Source organism: Devosia sp. Root635 (assembly GCF_001427605.1).
Taxonomy (GTDB): domain Bacteria; phylum Pseudomonadota; class Alphaproteobacteria; order Rhizobiales; family Devosiaceae; genus Devosia.
In genome coordinates this window covers 78,200-92,545 of the sequence record NZ_LMGZ01000021.1, presented here as the reverse complement: position 1 = coordinate 92,545, position 14,346 = coordinate 78,200, and the positions used below count along the sequence as shown (strand labels likewise).

Sequence of the window (14,346 nt, the reverse complement as noted above, 5' to 3'; positions counted from 1 at the left end):
CTAGGAGTTTCGCCATGTCCAAGGTTCATAAGCGAACGTTCAGTCTTACCCGGCAACAGTCGACCTATATCGACACTGTGGTTGCGTCGGGCGGCTATGCTTCGGGCAGCGAGGTCATCCGCGAGGGCATCAGGATCATGCAAGAACGCGAGCGCAGACTGGAGAAGTGGTTGAGAGACGACGTTGCGCCGGAATACGAGGCCTGGCTCGCCAACCCGGATGACGTGCTGACTGAAGAGGACGTCTTCAACGATATCGAAAGCGGCCTCGATGCCGATGAAGCTGTGCGCAAAGCATCCTAGTGCGTGCCCGGCGGATCGTTTACCGCCCGCGCGCCCGCGAGGATATCCGCGGCATAGCTCGCGCTTCGCGTGTCGCGCCGGTTCGCCAGCAACTATATTGAACGCATTCGGACCCGCATTCGATCGTTTGAACTTGCCGGAGCACGCGGCACGATCCGCGACGATATCGGCCCCGGAGTCAGGGCAGTCGGCCTGCTGCCATCCATAACCGTGGCATTCGTGGTAAACGCGGAAAGCGTGATTATCCTTCGTGTTCTATATGGTGGCCAGGACTGGCAGGCAGCCTTGGTCACTGAGGATGACGAAGACTAAATCGGCTTGATCAGCGCATGCCGCTTCTTGCCGACAGAGAGCTTGATGACACCCTCGCTCAGCAGTGCATCCGTGCCCAGGCTCAGCTTGTCATCCTCGATGACAGCGTCATTGACACGCACCGCGCCGGACTGGATGTGTCGGCGGGCTTCGCCGTTCGACGTAGCCAGCCCCGCCGTCACCAGGGCCGCCAAGATACCGATGCCGCCAGCCAGTTCACTTTGGGTCACGGTGGCGGTGGGTAGCGACAGATCAATGCCACCGGCCTCGAACGTATTCGCCGCCGTCGCCGCCGCCTGTTCGGCCGCCTCCCGGCCATGCACGATGGCCGTCACCTCGGTCGCCAGCACCTTCTTGGCCTCGTTGATCTCGTTGCCGCCCAAGGCGCCCAGCTTCTCTATTTCGCTGATCGGCAGGCGGGTGAAGATTTTGAGGAACTTCACCACGTCGGCGTCTTCGGTGTTGCGGAAATACTGCCAGAAATCATAGGGGCTGAAGAGGTCGCCATTGAGCCACACGGCCCCTGACGCCGACTTGCCCATCTTCTCGCCGGAGGATTTGGTCAGCAGCGGCGTGGTCAGCGCATAGAGTTGCTCACCACCCATGCGATGGTTGAGATCCACGCCATTGATGATATTGCCCCACTGGTCCGACCCGCCCATCTGCAACACGGTGCCATGGCGCCGGTTGAGCTCGGTGAAGTCGTAGCCCTGCATGATCATGTAGTTGAATTCGAGGAAGCTCAGCGACTGCTCGCGGTCGAGCCGCAGCTTGACCGAATCGAAGCTCAGCATGCGGTTGACCGAGAAATGCCGGCCCACATCGCGCAGGAATTCCACATAGTTGAGCTTGAGCAGCCAGTCGGCATTGTTGACCATCAGGGCCGGGTTGGAGCCGCCGTAATTCAGGATATTGCCGTAGACGCGCTTGATGCTCTCGATATTGGTCTCGATCTGCTCGACTGTGAGCAGCTTGCGCTGGTCGTCGCGGAAGCTGGGATCGCCCACCATGGAGGTGCCGCCGCCCATCAGGCTGATCGCCTTGTGGCCGGTTTCCTGCAGCCAATAGAGCATGGTGACGGAAATCAGGTTGCCGATATGGATCGAGGTGGCAGTGGCGTCGTAGCCGACATAGCCCGATATCGGGCCCTTCAGGGCCTTGGCATCGAGCCCTTCGGGGTCGGAAATCTGGTGGATGAAGCCGCGCTCGTCGAGAACGCGCAGGAAGTCGGACTTAAATTTCGTCATTGGGTGCGATCCGGCCAGACAGGTGCTCCGCGTCCTCCCGCATTGGCGGGAGCGACGCAGTGGGTGGGGTTCTGATCGCGGCTATGCGCCCGAACTAGCGCCCGCCGCCGGCGGCGATCTCCTGCCGGCGACGGTCGAGATAGTCGGCACAGCGGGTGGTGAGGTCATCCACCTTGCCTTCGAAGAAGTGGTTGGCCCCTTCCACGATCTGCTGCTCGATGGTGATGCCCTTCTGCGTCTTGAGCTTGTCGACCAGCTTCTGCACCGAAGAGGGCGGCGCCACGCGGTCCTTGTCGCCATGGATGATCAGGCCCGAGGACGGGCAGGGAGCCAGGAACGAGAAGTCGTAGAGGTTTTCCGGCGGCGCCACCGAGATGAAACCCTCCACTTCCGGACGGCGCATGAGAAGCTGCATGCCGATCCAGGCGCCGAACGAGAAGCCGGCAATCCAGCAGCCGCGCGACTCACGGTTGATCACCTGCAGCCAGTCCAGCGCCGCGGCGGCGTCGCTGAGCTCGCCGATGCCGTGGTCGAACATGCCCTGCGAGCGACCCACCCCACGCGAGTTGAACCGCAGCACGGCAAAGCCGCGCTCGGCGAACATGTAGAAGAGATTGTAGACGATCTGGTTGTTCATCGTCCCGCCGAATTGCGGATGCGGATGCAGCACGATCGCGATCGGCGCATTAGGCTCCTTGCCCGGCTGGTACCGGCCTTCGAGACGCCCTTCGGGGCCGTTGAAGATCACTTCTGGCATGACTCTGTTCTTCCGGCCGTTTGGCTCTGTTGGTGTGGTTTGCGTGGGCCTCTATGGCGGCGTCGCGGCTTGACTAAGCCGGCCCAGCCTCCTAAAACATGGCTCGCAAAATCTAGTTTAGAATTATTCGAAACTCGGTTTTCAGCCGCCCTGCGGCCTGCAAGAGCGCCCCTTGTAATGAAGTTGGGCGGCAAATTTCAAGAAGTGTTTGAGCTGGCGGGCGCCCGAGCGCCTCGGCCTAGGCATGGAAGGCATGATCGGCGCGCATGCGCCACACGGGAAACCGATGACCAGACCGGCGATCTATCTTGATTATAATGCCGCGTCCCCGCTTCTGCCGGAGGCGCGGGCTGCGCTCATCGCTGCCCTCGATCTGGTGGGCAATCCCTCATCGGTGCATGGCCACGGTCGCGCCTTGCGCAACCTCATTGATACCGCCAGGACCCAGGTCGCGGCCCTTGCCGGCGCCGAGCGCAAGCAGGTTGTCTTTACTGGCTCTGCCACTGAAGCCATTACCCAGGCGGTCGTGGGCGGCGCCAAATCCTTTGCTTCGAGCGCCATCGTCATCAGTGCCGGCGAGCATGCCGCGGTGAGCAAGGCGGCCGAGGCAACCGGCCTGCCGGTTATCACCATCGGGCTCCTGCCCAATGGCGCCATCGATCTCGATCAGCTGGCGCAAGTCATTGCGGATGCGGAAGAAAATCTGCTTGTCGCCCTCCATTGGGTCAACAACGAGACTGGCGTGGTGCAGGACGTTACCCGCATCAATGCCCTGGTCGGCCCCACCCGCCACACGCTTTTTATCGATGCGGTTCAGGCCTTTGGCAAGCTGCCCCTCGACTTTGCCGCCACCGCTCCCGATATGATGGCGGTGAGTGGCCACAAAATCGGTGCGCCGGCCGGTATCGGCGCGTTGCTGGTCAAGGCGCATGCCGATGCGGTCCGGCTGATTCCGGGTGGCGGGCAAGAGCAGGGGCGGCGTGGCGGCACCGAAGCTGCGGCGCTGATTGCGGCATTCGGCGCCGCGGCATCGGCCATAGAAGGCCGATATTCCGCCGCAGGCTTGCCTGCACTTATCTCGCGGCTTGAAGCCGGCCTGCCGGCTGATTGCGTGGTCTTCGGCGCCAATCGCCTGGGCAATGTGGTCAACTTCGCCGTGCCCGGCGTCAAAAATGCGACGGCGATGATGGGACTGGACCTGTTGGGTCTCTCCGTCTCGTCGGGTTCAGCCTGTTCGTCCGGCAAGGTTGGCCCCAGCCATGTGCTGGCCGCCATGGGCATCGCGCCCGAACTGGCCGATTGCGCCCTGCGCGTCAGCCTGGGCTGGAATTCCACGGCCGACGACGTTGACGCGTTCGTCGTCGGTTACCGATCCGTCCTCGAGCGCCAGCGGGCGCGACAGGGCCAGGCAGCATAGCTGCCAACCTTTAGACGGCTCGCGGCGACCTTGAATCGCCTGCCGGGCAAATAGGAGAAGCCGCAATGGCCGACGACTACGCCGATATCCCGACGCTCAAGGAAAATATCGATCGCGCCACCGTTGACTCGGTGCGTTCGCTCGACGTCGACAAGTACAAATACGGCTTCGAGACCGATATCGAATCCGACATGGCCCCCAAGGGCCTGAGCGAGGATACCGTCCGCTTCATCTCCAAAAAGAAGAACGAGCCCCAGTGGATGCTCGACTGGCGGCTGGAAGCCTATCGTCGGTTCCTGACCATGACCGAGCCGACCTGGGCCAAGGTGCATTATCCACAGATCGACCTGCAGGATATGTACTACTACGCCGCGCCCAAGTCGTCGCCGGCTCCCAAGAGCCTCGACGAAGTCGATCCGGCCCTCATCGCCATGTATGACAAGCTGGGTGTGCCGCTCAAGGAACGCGAAATCCTCGCCGGCGTCGAACGTCCGAAAGTGGCCGTCGACGCCGTGATGGATTCGGTCTCCGTCGTCACCACCTTCCGCGAGGAACTGAGCAAGGTCGGCATCATCTTCTGCTCGATCTCGGAAGCCATCCGCGAATATCCCGAGCTGGTGCAGAAATACCTGGCCTCGGTCGTGCCGGTTTCCGACAACTACTACGCCACGCTGAACTCAGCCGTCTTCACCGATGGGTCCTTCGTCTACATCCCCAAGGGCGTCCGCTGCCCCATGGAATTGTCGACCTATTTCCGCATCAACGAGAAGAAGACCGGCCAGTTCGAGCGCACGCTGATCATCGCCGAAGCCGATAGCTATGTGAGCTATCTCGAAGGCTGCACCGCCCCGATGCGCGACGAAGCCCAGCTTCATGCCGCCGTGGTGGAACTGGTCGCGCTCGACAATGCCGAGATCAAGTATTCCACCGTCCAGAACTGGTATCCCGGCGACAAGGACGGCAAGGGCGGCATCTACAATTTCGTCACCAAGCGCGGCGATTGCCGCGGCGCCAATTCCAAAATCTCGTGGACCCAGGTGGAAACCGGTTCGGCCATCACCTGGAAATATCCGAGCTGCATCCTGCGCGGCGACGGTTCGCGCGGCGAGTTCTACTCGATCGCCATTTCCAACGGCTATCAGCAGGTCGATAGCGGCACCAAGATGCTGCATCTGGGCAAGAACACGTCCAGCCGCATCATCGCCAAGGGCATTGCCGCCGGCTTCTCGGACAATACCTATCGCGGCCAGGTCTCGGCCCATGCCAAGGCCAAGAATGCCCGCAACTTCACCCAGTGCGACAGCCTGCTGATCGGCGACAAATGCGGCGCCCATACGGTTCCCTATATCGAGAGCCGCAACGGCACGGCCGTTTTCGAGCACGAAGCCACCACGTCCAAGATTTCCGACGACCAGATGTTCTACTGCCAGCAGCGCGGCCTCTCCGAAGAGGACGCCGTGGCGCTGATCGTCAACGGCTTCGTCCGCGACGTGCTGCAGCACCTGCCCATGGAATTCATGGTCGAAACCCAGAAGCTGATCGCCATCAGCCTCGAAGGCAGCGTGGGGTAGTTCGCAAGGGGCAGGGACCTGGAAGGCCCCCTCACCGGCGCTGCGCGCCGACCTCTCCCCCAAAGGGAGAGGTGAAGAACAGCCATCGTGGCCAACTCCCACCTCTCCGTTTGGGGGAGAGGTCGCCCGAAGAGCGGGTGAGGGGGCCTTACCTGAAACACCGGCGCCGACACGGCAGCCGAACCGGAGTACAAAATGACCACCCCGATCCTTGAAATCCGCAACCTGCATGCGCGCATCGAAGAGCGCGAAATCCTCAAGGGGGTGAACCTCACCATTCCGGCCGGGCAGGTGCATGCCATTATGGGCCGCAACGGCTCGGGCAAGTCGACGCTCAGCTACGTGCTGGCCGGCAAGGAGGACTATGAGGTCACCGAGGGCGAAATCCTGCTCAATGGCGAAAACATCCTCGACATGGACCCGGCCGAGCGCGCCGTGGCCGGCATTTTCCTGGCCTTCCAGTACCCGATCGAAATCCCCGGCGTCGCCACCATGACCTTCCTCAAGGCGGCCATCAACGCCCAGCGCAAGGCCCGCGGCGAGGGTGAACTGTCGACACCCGATTTCATGCGCGCCGTCAAGGAAGCCGGCACCCAGCTCAATATCGACAGCGACATGCTGAAGCGCCCGCTCAATGTCGGTTTCTCCGGCGGCGAAAAGAAACGCGCCGAAATCCTGCAGATGGCTCTGCTCAAGCCCGCCCTTTGCGTGCTCGACGAAACCGATTCCGGCCTCGATATCGACGCGCTCCAGGTCGTGTCCAAGGGCGTCAACGCCCTGCGCGATGCCAATCGCTCCATGCTGGTCATCACCCACTATCAGCGCCTGCTGAACCATATCGTGCCCGACGTGGTGCATGTGTTCAGCGACGGGCGGATCGTGGAAAGCGGCGACAAGGACCTGGCGTTGCAGCTCGAAGCCAAGGGCTATGCCGATTTCGACGGAGCGCTTGCCTAATCATGCGCCAGACCATGCCCGTCCGGCTCGGAGCCGCCGAAGATACATTGATCGCCCAGCTCAAGAGCGTGGGCGCCGACGCGACCGCCGAACGGATCACCGTTGCCGGCCTGCCGACGCGCCGCGTCGAAAGCTATCACTATACCGACCTCAAGACCCTGCTGCGGACTATTCCGCCGCTGGCCCAGGCCGCCAATGAAGCCAGTGCGCCCGCCCTGCGCGTTCCCGGTGCCTATCAGTTGATGATCGCCAATGGCGTCATCCAGGCCGCTTCGACGGCTCCGGCCGGCGTCATCGTCGGCAAGGCGCATGGCGGCGTGCTCACCACCCGCGACGACGTGCTGGTCCATCTCAACGGCGCCTTTGCCAAGGAAAGCCTGACCCTGACGCTCGAAAACAGCATCGATCCGGTAATCCAGATCGATCGCCGCAGCGAGGGCGAAGCCGCCCATGTTACGGACTCGCTCAAGGTCTTCGTGGCCGATGGTGCTTCGGCGGTCATCCTCGAAACCTTCTCCGGTTCCGACGCCGCCCATGTCGGCAACCACGCCACCTATATCGCGCTCGGCAAGGGCGCCACGGTGACCCATATCACCGTGGACCTGTCACCCAGGGCGGCGGCGCATTTTGCCAGCAACGAATATCATGTCGGCGAGGGGGCAAAGCTGCGCACACTGGCCATCCATGCCGGTGCCGGTCTCAGCCGCACCCAGCTCTTCCCGCGCTACGAAGGCGCCGGCGCCCATGGCGATATCACCGGGCTCAACCTGGTCTCCGACGGCCAGCATGCCGATTTCACCATGGATGCGCTGCACGCCGTGCCGCAGACCACCAGCCAGCCACTGTTCAAGTCCATCGCCCGCGGCCGCGGCAAGGCCGTGGTGCAGGGCAAGCTCGTCGTCGCCCGTGACGCCCAGAAGACCGATGCCAAGCTGATGAGCCAGGGCCTGATGCTCTCGGACGAAGCGGAAATCCTCAGTAAGCCCGAGCTCGAGATTTACGCCGACGACGTCGTCTGCGGCCACGGTTCCACCTGTGGCAAGCTCGACGAGGAGTCGATGTTCTACCTCACCAGCCGCGGCATCCCGAAGGAGGAAGCCGAAACCATGCTGGTGCGCGGCTTCATCGAGGAACTCGTCGATCCCATCGAAGACGAGGCACTCGCTGAAGCGCTGCACGGGATTATCGATGGGTGGTTGCTGGGCGGGAAGTAGTGGTTCCATCGCCTCCCTCCCCCTTGAGGGGAGGGACTGAGGGTGGGGGTCGTTTGGTGGGTCTACGATGGACCCCCACCCCCAACCCCTCCCCTCAAGGGGGAGGGGAGGCAGACGCCGGTGAGACGATATGACCTTCGACCTCGAAAAAATCCGCGCCGATTTCCCGATCCTCAGTGAGCAGATCCACGGCAACCGGCTGGTTTATCTCGATAGCGGTGCTTCGGCGCAGAAGCCGGTGCAGGTGCTTGACCGGATGGACCATGCCTTCCGGCATGAATATGCCAATGTCCATCGCGGCCTGCACACCCTCGCCAACCGCGCCACCGAGGCCTATGAAGGCGGCCGCCACGCGGCACAGAAGTTCCTCAATGCTTCGCGTCCCGAAGAAATCGTCTTCACCAAATCGGCCACCGAAGCGATCAACCTCGTCGCCTCCTCCTTTGCCGGCCCCCGCATCGGGGCAGGGGACGAGATCGTCACCACGATCATGGAGCACCACTCCAATATCGTGCCCTGGCATTTCCACCGTGAGCGCCAGGGCGCCGTCATCAAATGGGTCGATGTCCGCGACGATGGCAGCTTCGACCTCGACGCCTTCGCCGCCACCCTCACCGACCGGACGCGTATCGTCGCGGTTACGCATATGTCCAACGTGCTGGGCACGGTGACCCCGATCAAGCAGGTCATCGAGATCGCCCATGCGAAGAACATCCCGGTGCTCATCGACGGCAGCCAGGGCGCCGTGCACGAGACGGTGGACGTGCAGGCCCTCGACGCCGATTTCTACGTCATGACCGGCCACAAGCTCTATGGCCCCACCGGCATTGGCGTGCTCTATGGCAAATACGACCTCCTCGCCGAAATGCAGCCCTATCAGGGCGGCGGCGAGATGATCGATGTCGTGACCATGGAGACCGTCACCTACAACGAGCCGCCGCACCGCTTCGAGGCCGGCACCCCGCCCATCGTCCAGGCCATCGGGCTGGGCGAGGCGCTCGGCTATATGGAAGGCCTCGGCCGCGACGCCATCGCCGCCCACGAGCACGACGTGGCCGAATATGCCCATGAGCGCCTCAGCCGCATCAATTCGCTGCGCCTGATCGGCACCGCGCCGGGCAAGGGCGGCATTTTCTCCTTCGAGATGGCGGGCGCCCATGCCCATGACGTGGCGACCATTCTCGATCGCTACGGCATCGCCGTCCGCGCCGGCACGCATTGCGCCATGCCGCTGCTCAAACGTTTCGGTGTCACCTCTACCTGCCGCGCCTCCTTCGCCCTATATAACGGCAAGGACGATGTGGACGCGCTTGTTGACGGCATCACCCGCGCCCAGAAATTTTTCGCGTGATCGCGAGGACCATATGACCGACGAACCCGAAATCGCCCCCGCTCCCGTCATTCCCGAAAACCGGATCACCCCCAACGTCTCCGGCAGCCTGCCGGAAGCCGAGGTGGAACGCATCACCTCCGATCTGATCGGCGCGCTAAAGACCGTCTATGATCCGGAAATCCCGGTCGACATCTACGAGCTGGGCCTGATCTACAAGGTCGACCTCGACGACGACCGCAAGCTCACCATCGACATGACGCTCACCGCGCCGGGCTGCCCGGTGGCCGGCGAAATGCCAGGCTGGGTGGAGAATGCCGCTCGCGCCGTGGAAGGCATCCAGGATGTGGAAGTCAACATGGTGTTCGATCCGCCCTGGGACGCCTCGCGCATGAGCGAAGAGGCCCAGGTGGCGTTGAACTGGTGGTAATTCGGACCGTTTCGCGCTATATATCGTGAAACGCCGATAGAAAGTTTGCCCATGGCCTTCAAGATCATGTCGCTGAGCGATGCCGCCGCCGAGCGCATCACCGAGATCATCGAAGATTCCGACCAGCCGGTGGTGGGCCTGCGCGTCGGCATCAAGAATGCTGGCTGCGCCGGTGTGTCCTACACGATGGACTACGTGACCGAACCGGTCGCTGGCGACGATCACGTCCAGGATCACGGCGTCAATGTCTGGGTCGATCCCAAGGCGACCATGTATCTGCTCGGTACGGTGATGGACTTCGAACAGTCCAAGATGGGCTCCAGCTTCTCCTTCAAGAACCCCAACCAGACCGGCGCCTGCGGCTGCGGCGAAAGCGTCACGTTGGCGCCGGCCGACCTCAAGGCGATTGCCGAGGCCAGGGCAGGGGCATGACGCGCTCCACATACTCGATGTCACCCCGGCCTTGAGCCGGGGCCCATCTCGAGATCACCCCACAGCCGCAAGGCAGTTCAGCTTAAGCATCTCAGGATGGATCCCGGCTCAAGGCCGGGATGACACCGTGCGCGCGGAGAGAGCAGGGCGCTCCCACAAACTCGATCTGTTCCTCCCCTACCAGGGGGAAGTTAGGAGGGGGTATCCCCTTCGCAACCAGTTGCACGGCGCGCAACCATGAGGCATCTATCCGCCATCATGCCCAGCCCGCTTCCGCCCGCCCTCACCATCGTCCCGCCCAACCGCCCGCTTGTCGGCCGTGTCTCCCCGCCGGGATCGAAATCCATCACCAATCGCGCCCTCCTGCTCGCCGCGCTTGCCGACGGCACCAGCCGGCTCACCGGCGCGCTCAAGAGCAAGGACACGACCCTGATGGCCGCCGCCCTGCGGCAGATGGGCGTCACCGTGGACGAGCCTGACGCCACCAGCTTCACCGTCACCAGCAGCGGCCGCCTGCAGCAGCCTTCCGGCCCGCTCTTCCTCGGCAATGCCGGCACCGCCACCCGCTTCCTCACCGCCGCTGTCGCCACCGTCGATGGCGCGGTCATCGTCGATGGCGACGCGGAAATGCGCCTGCGCCCCATCGGCCCGCTGGTGTCAGCGCTCCGCTCGCTCGGCATCGACGCCATCTGCCCCACCTTTTGCCCGCCGGTGACCATTCACGGCAATGGCAGCTTCGGCTCCGGCCGCGTCGAGATTGATGCAGGCCTCTCCAGCCAATATGTCTCGGCCCTGCTGATGGCCGCGCCTTTGGGCCATGGCGCCATCACCGTCGCCCTGACGGGCAAGGAGATCGGCGCCCGCGGCTATGTCGATCTGACCCTGGCCGCCATGCGGGCGTTTGGTGCCGAGGTGGAACAGCGCGACCCCGGCACCTGGCTGGTCCAGCCCACCGGCTACACCGCCACCGATTTCCGCATCGAGCCCGACGCCTCGGCCGCCACCTATCTCTGGGGCATCGAAGCCCTGACCGGCGGCAGGATCGACCTCGGCGTCGCCGCCGACGCCTTCACCCAGCCCGATGCCGCTGCTCAGGCGCTGATTGCCCAATTCCCCAACATGCCCGCCGTCATCGACGGCAGCCAGATGCAGGATGCCGTGCCGACGCTGGCCGTACTGGCCGCCTTCAACAACCACCCGGTCCGCTTCGTCGGCATCGCCAATCTGCGCGTCAAGGAAACCGACCGCATCCGCGCCGTCGCCAACGAGCTCAACCGCATCCTGCCGGGGCTCGGCACGGAGGAGGGCGACGACCTGCTGGTGGCCTCGAACCCGAACCTGGACGCAAATAGCCGCCCAGCCCGCATCGAGACCTATCACGATCACCGCATCGCCATGAGCTTCGCTTTGGCCGGCCTCAAACTTCCCGGCATCACCATCCTCGACCCCGCCTGCACCGGCAAGACCTACCCGGCCTATTGGGACATGCTGGCAGGGCTGGGCGTGGAATTGCAGCCGACGGCATAGGACGAGAGCGCCGAGCCGACGCGTTATCTCGTTCGCTTCCTACCTCCACCGGTTGTTGGGAGCAGCCTGCGCATCCTACCGCCAGCGGACCTCCTGGAGCCCTTAAGCTGCCGACACGCCCGGCACTTCGGCTTCGGCCTGCATCGTCTCCAGGTCGGCCTCGCTGACCACCCGGTTGCGGCCGGCATGCTTGGCGGCATAGAGGCAGCGGTCGGCGCGCTCGATCAGCATGGCCGCCGTGTCGTCTGCCCTATAGGCGGCAACGCCAAACGAGGCGGTGATGCGGCCCAGCTTCTCGTTGGTGGAGCGCTTCAGCAACTCCTTGGCCTGGATGGCCCGGCGGATATTCTCCGCCACGATCACGGCGCCTTCCATGTCGGTCGACGGCAGGATGGCGACGAACTCCTCGCCGCCATAGCGCGCCGCCAGGTCCTTGCCCTTGATGTTGGACTTCAGCGTCATCGCTACCAGCCGCAGCACCTGGTCGCCCGTCTGGTGGCCATAGGTGTCGTTGAAATTCTTGAAATGATCGATGTCGATGATCATCAGGCAGAGCGGCGCGTTGTTTTCGGCGGCCTCGGCGATGGCCGCTTCCATCCCCTCGTCGAAGCTCTTGCGATTGGCAATCTTGGTCAGCGGGTCCAGCAGGGATTCGCGCCGGACATCGTCGAGATCGCGTTGCAGCGAGGCAATGTCGTCGCGCGAGGCTTCGAGCTTCTGCTCGAGCGCGCGATTGGTCTCCTGCATGCGCCGGGTCTCCGACAGCAGGCGTTCGGCCAGATCCTTCATCGCTAGCGGCGAAATCTCGCGTTCCAGGTCCCCGCTCGCCGATTGCAGCGAGCCGGAATAGGCATTCGCCGTCGTCATGGCGGAATCGATGGCTTCATGCACCGCCTCGATCCGCGCATGCATGCGCTCCGAGACATTGGACATCCGGTCGTTGACGTCGGATTTGAGGAATTCGTTGTAGAGCGTTTCCGCAAGATTGGCCGATGGCGTGTCGCCACTGCGGAAGATGGCGTTGATTCTATTGTTCAGCGTCGGATTGACGCCCGTCGCATAGGTGTAGAGCAGTTCATAGAATTGCGGATAGGGCGGAATCCCGCTGCGCTTGAGCAGGTCGAATGCCGAGTTGGCATAGCCAAGCGCGCGTTTGAATTCCTGTTCGGACACAGCTTCCCTCGGGCGTCGTTGCGCCGACCCGGCCCCTCACGGGGTCGAGTCATCAATGATAACTATCGCGCCGATATTAACGAATACAACGGGGCGCCACAATAAAACGCCAGCTTGCACTATGAAATAGCGTTAAACTAGCTGACGGCGCGGGTCGGACGTAGCAAAAATGCCGGAATCGGACCGTCATTACCGAAAGGCGAGTTGCTGTTGCCTGTATCCGAATCGTTTTCTTCGGCTTCCGGCCGCTGCCGGCCGCGGCTGCGCTGCTGCCGCTGGCCGCCGCGCTCCGCCTTGGCGGGCTCGGCACGCGCCTCTTCCGCTGCGGCAGGCGTCGCCTCGACCGGGGCGGGCTTGGGCCGCGACCGGTCCGGCTTTGGCCGCTCTGCGGCGGTCTTTTCGGCGGGCGCCTTGGCCTCGGCAGCGGGGGCGGAAGATTCCGCCTCGGCACGGGTGCGCGGGCCACCGCGACGCGAACGGGCCGGGCGCGCCGGGCGCTCTTCACTATCCTCGGCAGGCGCGGCCTTGGCGCCGGTATCGAGATACTCGATCGGCTTTTGCGTGAGCTTGAGGATCGCCTCGAGATGCTTGCCGTCGGCCGGCGCCACCAGCGTATAGGCTACGCCCGAACGCCCGGCACGACCGGTGCGGCCGATGCGGTGCACATAGTCCTCGGCATGCACCGGCACGTCGAAGTTGAACACATGGCTCACCGCCGGAATATCCAGCCCGCGCGCCGCCACGTCGCTGGCCACCAGCAAGGTCAGGCGGTTGTTCTTGAACGCATCCAGCGTTTCCATGCGGCTCTTCTGGTCCATGTCGCCATGCAGCGCCCCGGCCGAAAAGCCATGCCGCTCCAGCGAGCGGGCGAGCGTCGCCACGTCGCGCTTGCGGTTGCAGAAGATGATGGCATTGGTCAGCCCGTCCGCGGCGCGGATGCGGTCACGCAAAGCCGCGCGCTTGTCTTCCGGCTTGGACGACACCTTGATCAGCTTCTGGTCGATCGTGTCGGCCGTCGATGCCGCGCGCGAAACCTGTACATGCACCGGTTCCTTGAGGAACTTCTTGGTCAGTTTCTCGATCTGGCCGTCCATCGTGGCCGAGAACAGCATGGTCTGCCGGCGGGGCGGCAGGCGCGAGCAAATCTTCTCGATATCGTCGATGAACCCCATGTCGAGCATGCGGTCGGCCTCGTCGATGACAAGGATTTCGACGCCATTCAGCATGATCTTGCCGCGGTCGATCTGGTCGAGCAGACGGCCCGGCGTGGCGATCAGCACGTCGACGCCGCGATCGAGCTTCTTGTTCTGGTCCTCGAACGATACGCCGCCGATGATCAGCGCCATGGTCAGCCGGTGGTTCTTGCCATATTTCTCGAAATTCTCGCTGACCTGCGCCGCGAGCTCGCGCGTCGGTTCGAGAATGAGCGTCCGGGGCATGCGGGCGCGGGCCCGGCCGTTTTCCAGCAGCGTCAGCATAGGCAGCACGAAGCTTGCTGTCTTGCCGGTGCCGGTCTGGGCGATACCGATCAGGTCCTTCTTTTGCAGAAGGTGCGGGATGGCCTGCGCCTGGATTTCGGTTGGCTTGGTGTAGCCGGCAGCCGTGACCGCATCGGTTACTTTGGTGGACAGGCCCAGCCCGGAAAAATCGTCAGTCAAATCAGGTAATTCCACTCAG

General features: G+C 63.3%; 13 protein-coding genes. 9 read left to right on the top strand and 4 right to left on the bottom strand.

The window, feature by feature from the left end; translation table 11 throughout:
• Positions 1–14 precede the first annotated feature (14 nt).
• On the top strand, positions 15–302 hold the full coding sequence (locus ASD80_RS14540) for a type II toxin-antitoxin system ParD family antitoxin (protein WP_056234167.1): 288 nt from the start codon (positions 15–17) through the stop codon (positions 300–302).
• A gap of 308 nt (positions 303–610) precedes the next feature.
• Here the strand turns inward: ASD80_RS14540 and tyrS are convergent, their stop codons facing one another.
• Together tyrS and ASD80_RS14525 are read right to left on the bottom strand one after the other, a co-directional pair.
• A complete protein-coding gene (gene tyrS / locus ASD80_RS14530) occupies positions 611–1,861 on the bottom strand; it encodes a tyrosine--tRNA ligase (RefSeq protein WP_056234162.1) in 1,251 nt (416 codons plus the stop codon).
• 94 nt (positions 1,862–1,955) lie between these two features.
• The gene (locus tag ASD80_RS14525; protein ID WP_056234159.1) at positions 1,956–2,618 is read right to left on the bottom strand and encodes an alpha/beta hydrolase; all 663 of its coding nucleotides are present in this window, start codon (positions 2,616–2,618) and stop codon (positions 1,956–1,958) included.
• Positions 2,619–2,904: 286 nt separating this feature from the next.
• Here ASD80_RS14525 and ASD80_RS14520 point away from each other — a divergent pair, with 286 nt between their 5' ends.
• From ASD80_RS14520 to aroA, 8 genes are all read left to right on the top strand, one after another.
• The gene (locus tag ASD80_RS14520) at positions 2,905–4,035 is read left to right on the top strand and encodes a cysteine desulfurase family protein (RefSeq protein ID WP_162247370.1); all 1,131 of its coding nucleotides are present in this window, start codon (positions 2,905–2,907) and stop codon (positions 4,033–4,035) included.
• A 65-nt stretch (positions 4,036–4,100) separates the two neighbouring features.
• Positions 4,101–5,606: a Fe-S cluster assembly protein SufB gene (gene sufB / locus ASD80_RS14515; RefSeq protein WP_056234154.1), complete on the top strand. Its 1,506-nt coding sequence runs from the start codon at positions 4,101–4,103 to the stop codon at positions 5,604–5,606.
• 207 nt (positions 5,607–5,813) lie between these two features.
• Positions 5,814–6,563: a Fe-S cluster assembly ATPase SufC gene (sufC, locus tag ASD80_RS14510; protein ID WP_056234468.1), complete on the top strand. Its 750-nt coding sequence runs from the start codon at positions 5,814–5,816 to the stop codon at positions 6,561–6,563.
• A 2-nt stretch (positions 6,564–6,565) separates the two neighbouring features.
• Positions 6,566–7,777 (top strand): Fe-S cluster assembly protein SufD, encoded by a 1,212-nt coding sequence (sufD, locus tag ASD80_RS14505; RefSeq protein ID WP_056234152.1) that lies wholly within the window; start codon positions 6,566–6,568, stop codon positions 7,775–7,777.
• Positions 7,778–7,907: 130 nt separating this feature from the next.
• Complete coding sequence (locus tag ASD80_RS14500) at positions 7,908–9,128, top strand: cysteine desulfurase (protein ID WP_056234149.1); 1,221 nt, start codon at positions 7,908–7,910, stop codon at positions 9,126–9,128.
• 13 nt (positions 9,129–9,141) lie between these two features.
• Entirely contained in the window at positions 9,142–9,537 is a 396-nt protein-coding gene (locus ASD80_RS14495; RefSeq protein WP_082555311.1) for an SUF system Fe-S cluster assembly protein, read from the top strand.
• A gap of 51 nt (positions 9,538–9,588) precedes the next feature.
• Positions 9,589–9,969, top strand: a complete 381-nt coding sequence (locus ASD80_RS14490) for a HesB/IscA family protein (RefSeq protein WP_056234145.1) — start codon at positions 9,589–9,591, stop codon at positions 9,967–9,969.
• A gap of 237 nt (positions 9,970–10,206) precedes the next feature.
• Positions 10,207–11,496, top strand: coding sequence for a 3-phosphoshikimate 1-carboxyvinyltransferase (aroA, locus tag ASD80_RS14485; protein ID WP_244489016.1), 1,290 nt, complete (start codon positions 10,207–10,209; stop codon positions 11,494–11,496).
• A gap of 102 nt (positions 11,497–11,598) precedes the next feature.
• On the opposite strand, the gene ASD80_RS14480 is transcribed toward aroA, so the two are convergent.
• Together ASD80_RS14480 and ASD80_RS14475 are read right to left on the bottom strand one after the other, a co-directional pair.
• A complete protein-coding gene (locus tag ASD80_RS14480) occupies positions 11,599–12,669 on the bottom strand; it encodes a GGDEF domain-containing protein (RefSeq protein WP_056234143.1) in 1,071 nt (356 codons plus the stop codon).
• Between the two features lie 137 nt (positions 12,670–12,806).
• A complete protein-coding gene (locus ASD80_RS14475) occupies positions 12,807–14,327 on the bottom strand; it encodes a DEAD/DEAH box helicase (protein ID WP_056234140.1) in 1,521 nt (506 codons plus the stop codon).
• Positions 14,328–14,346: the final 19 nt, after the last annotated feature.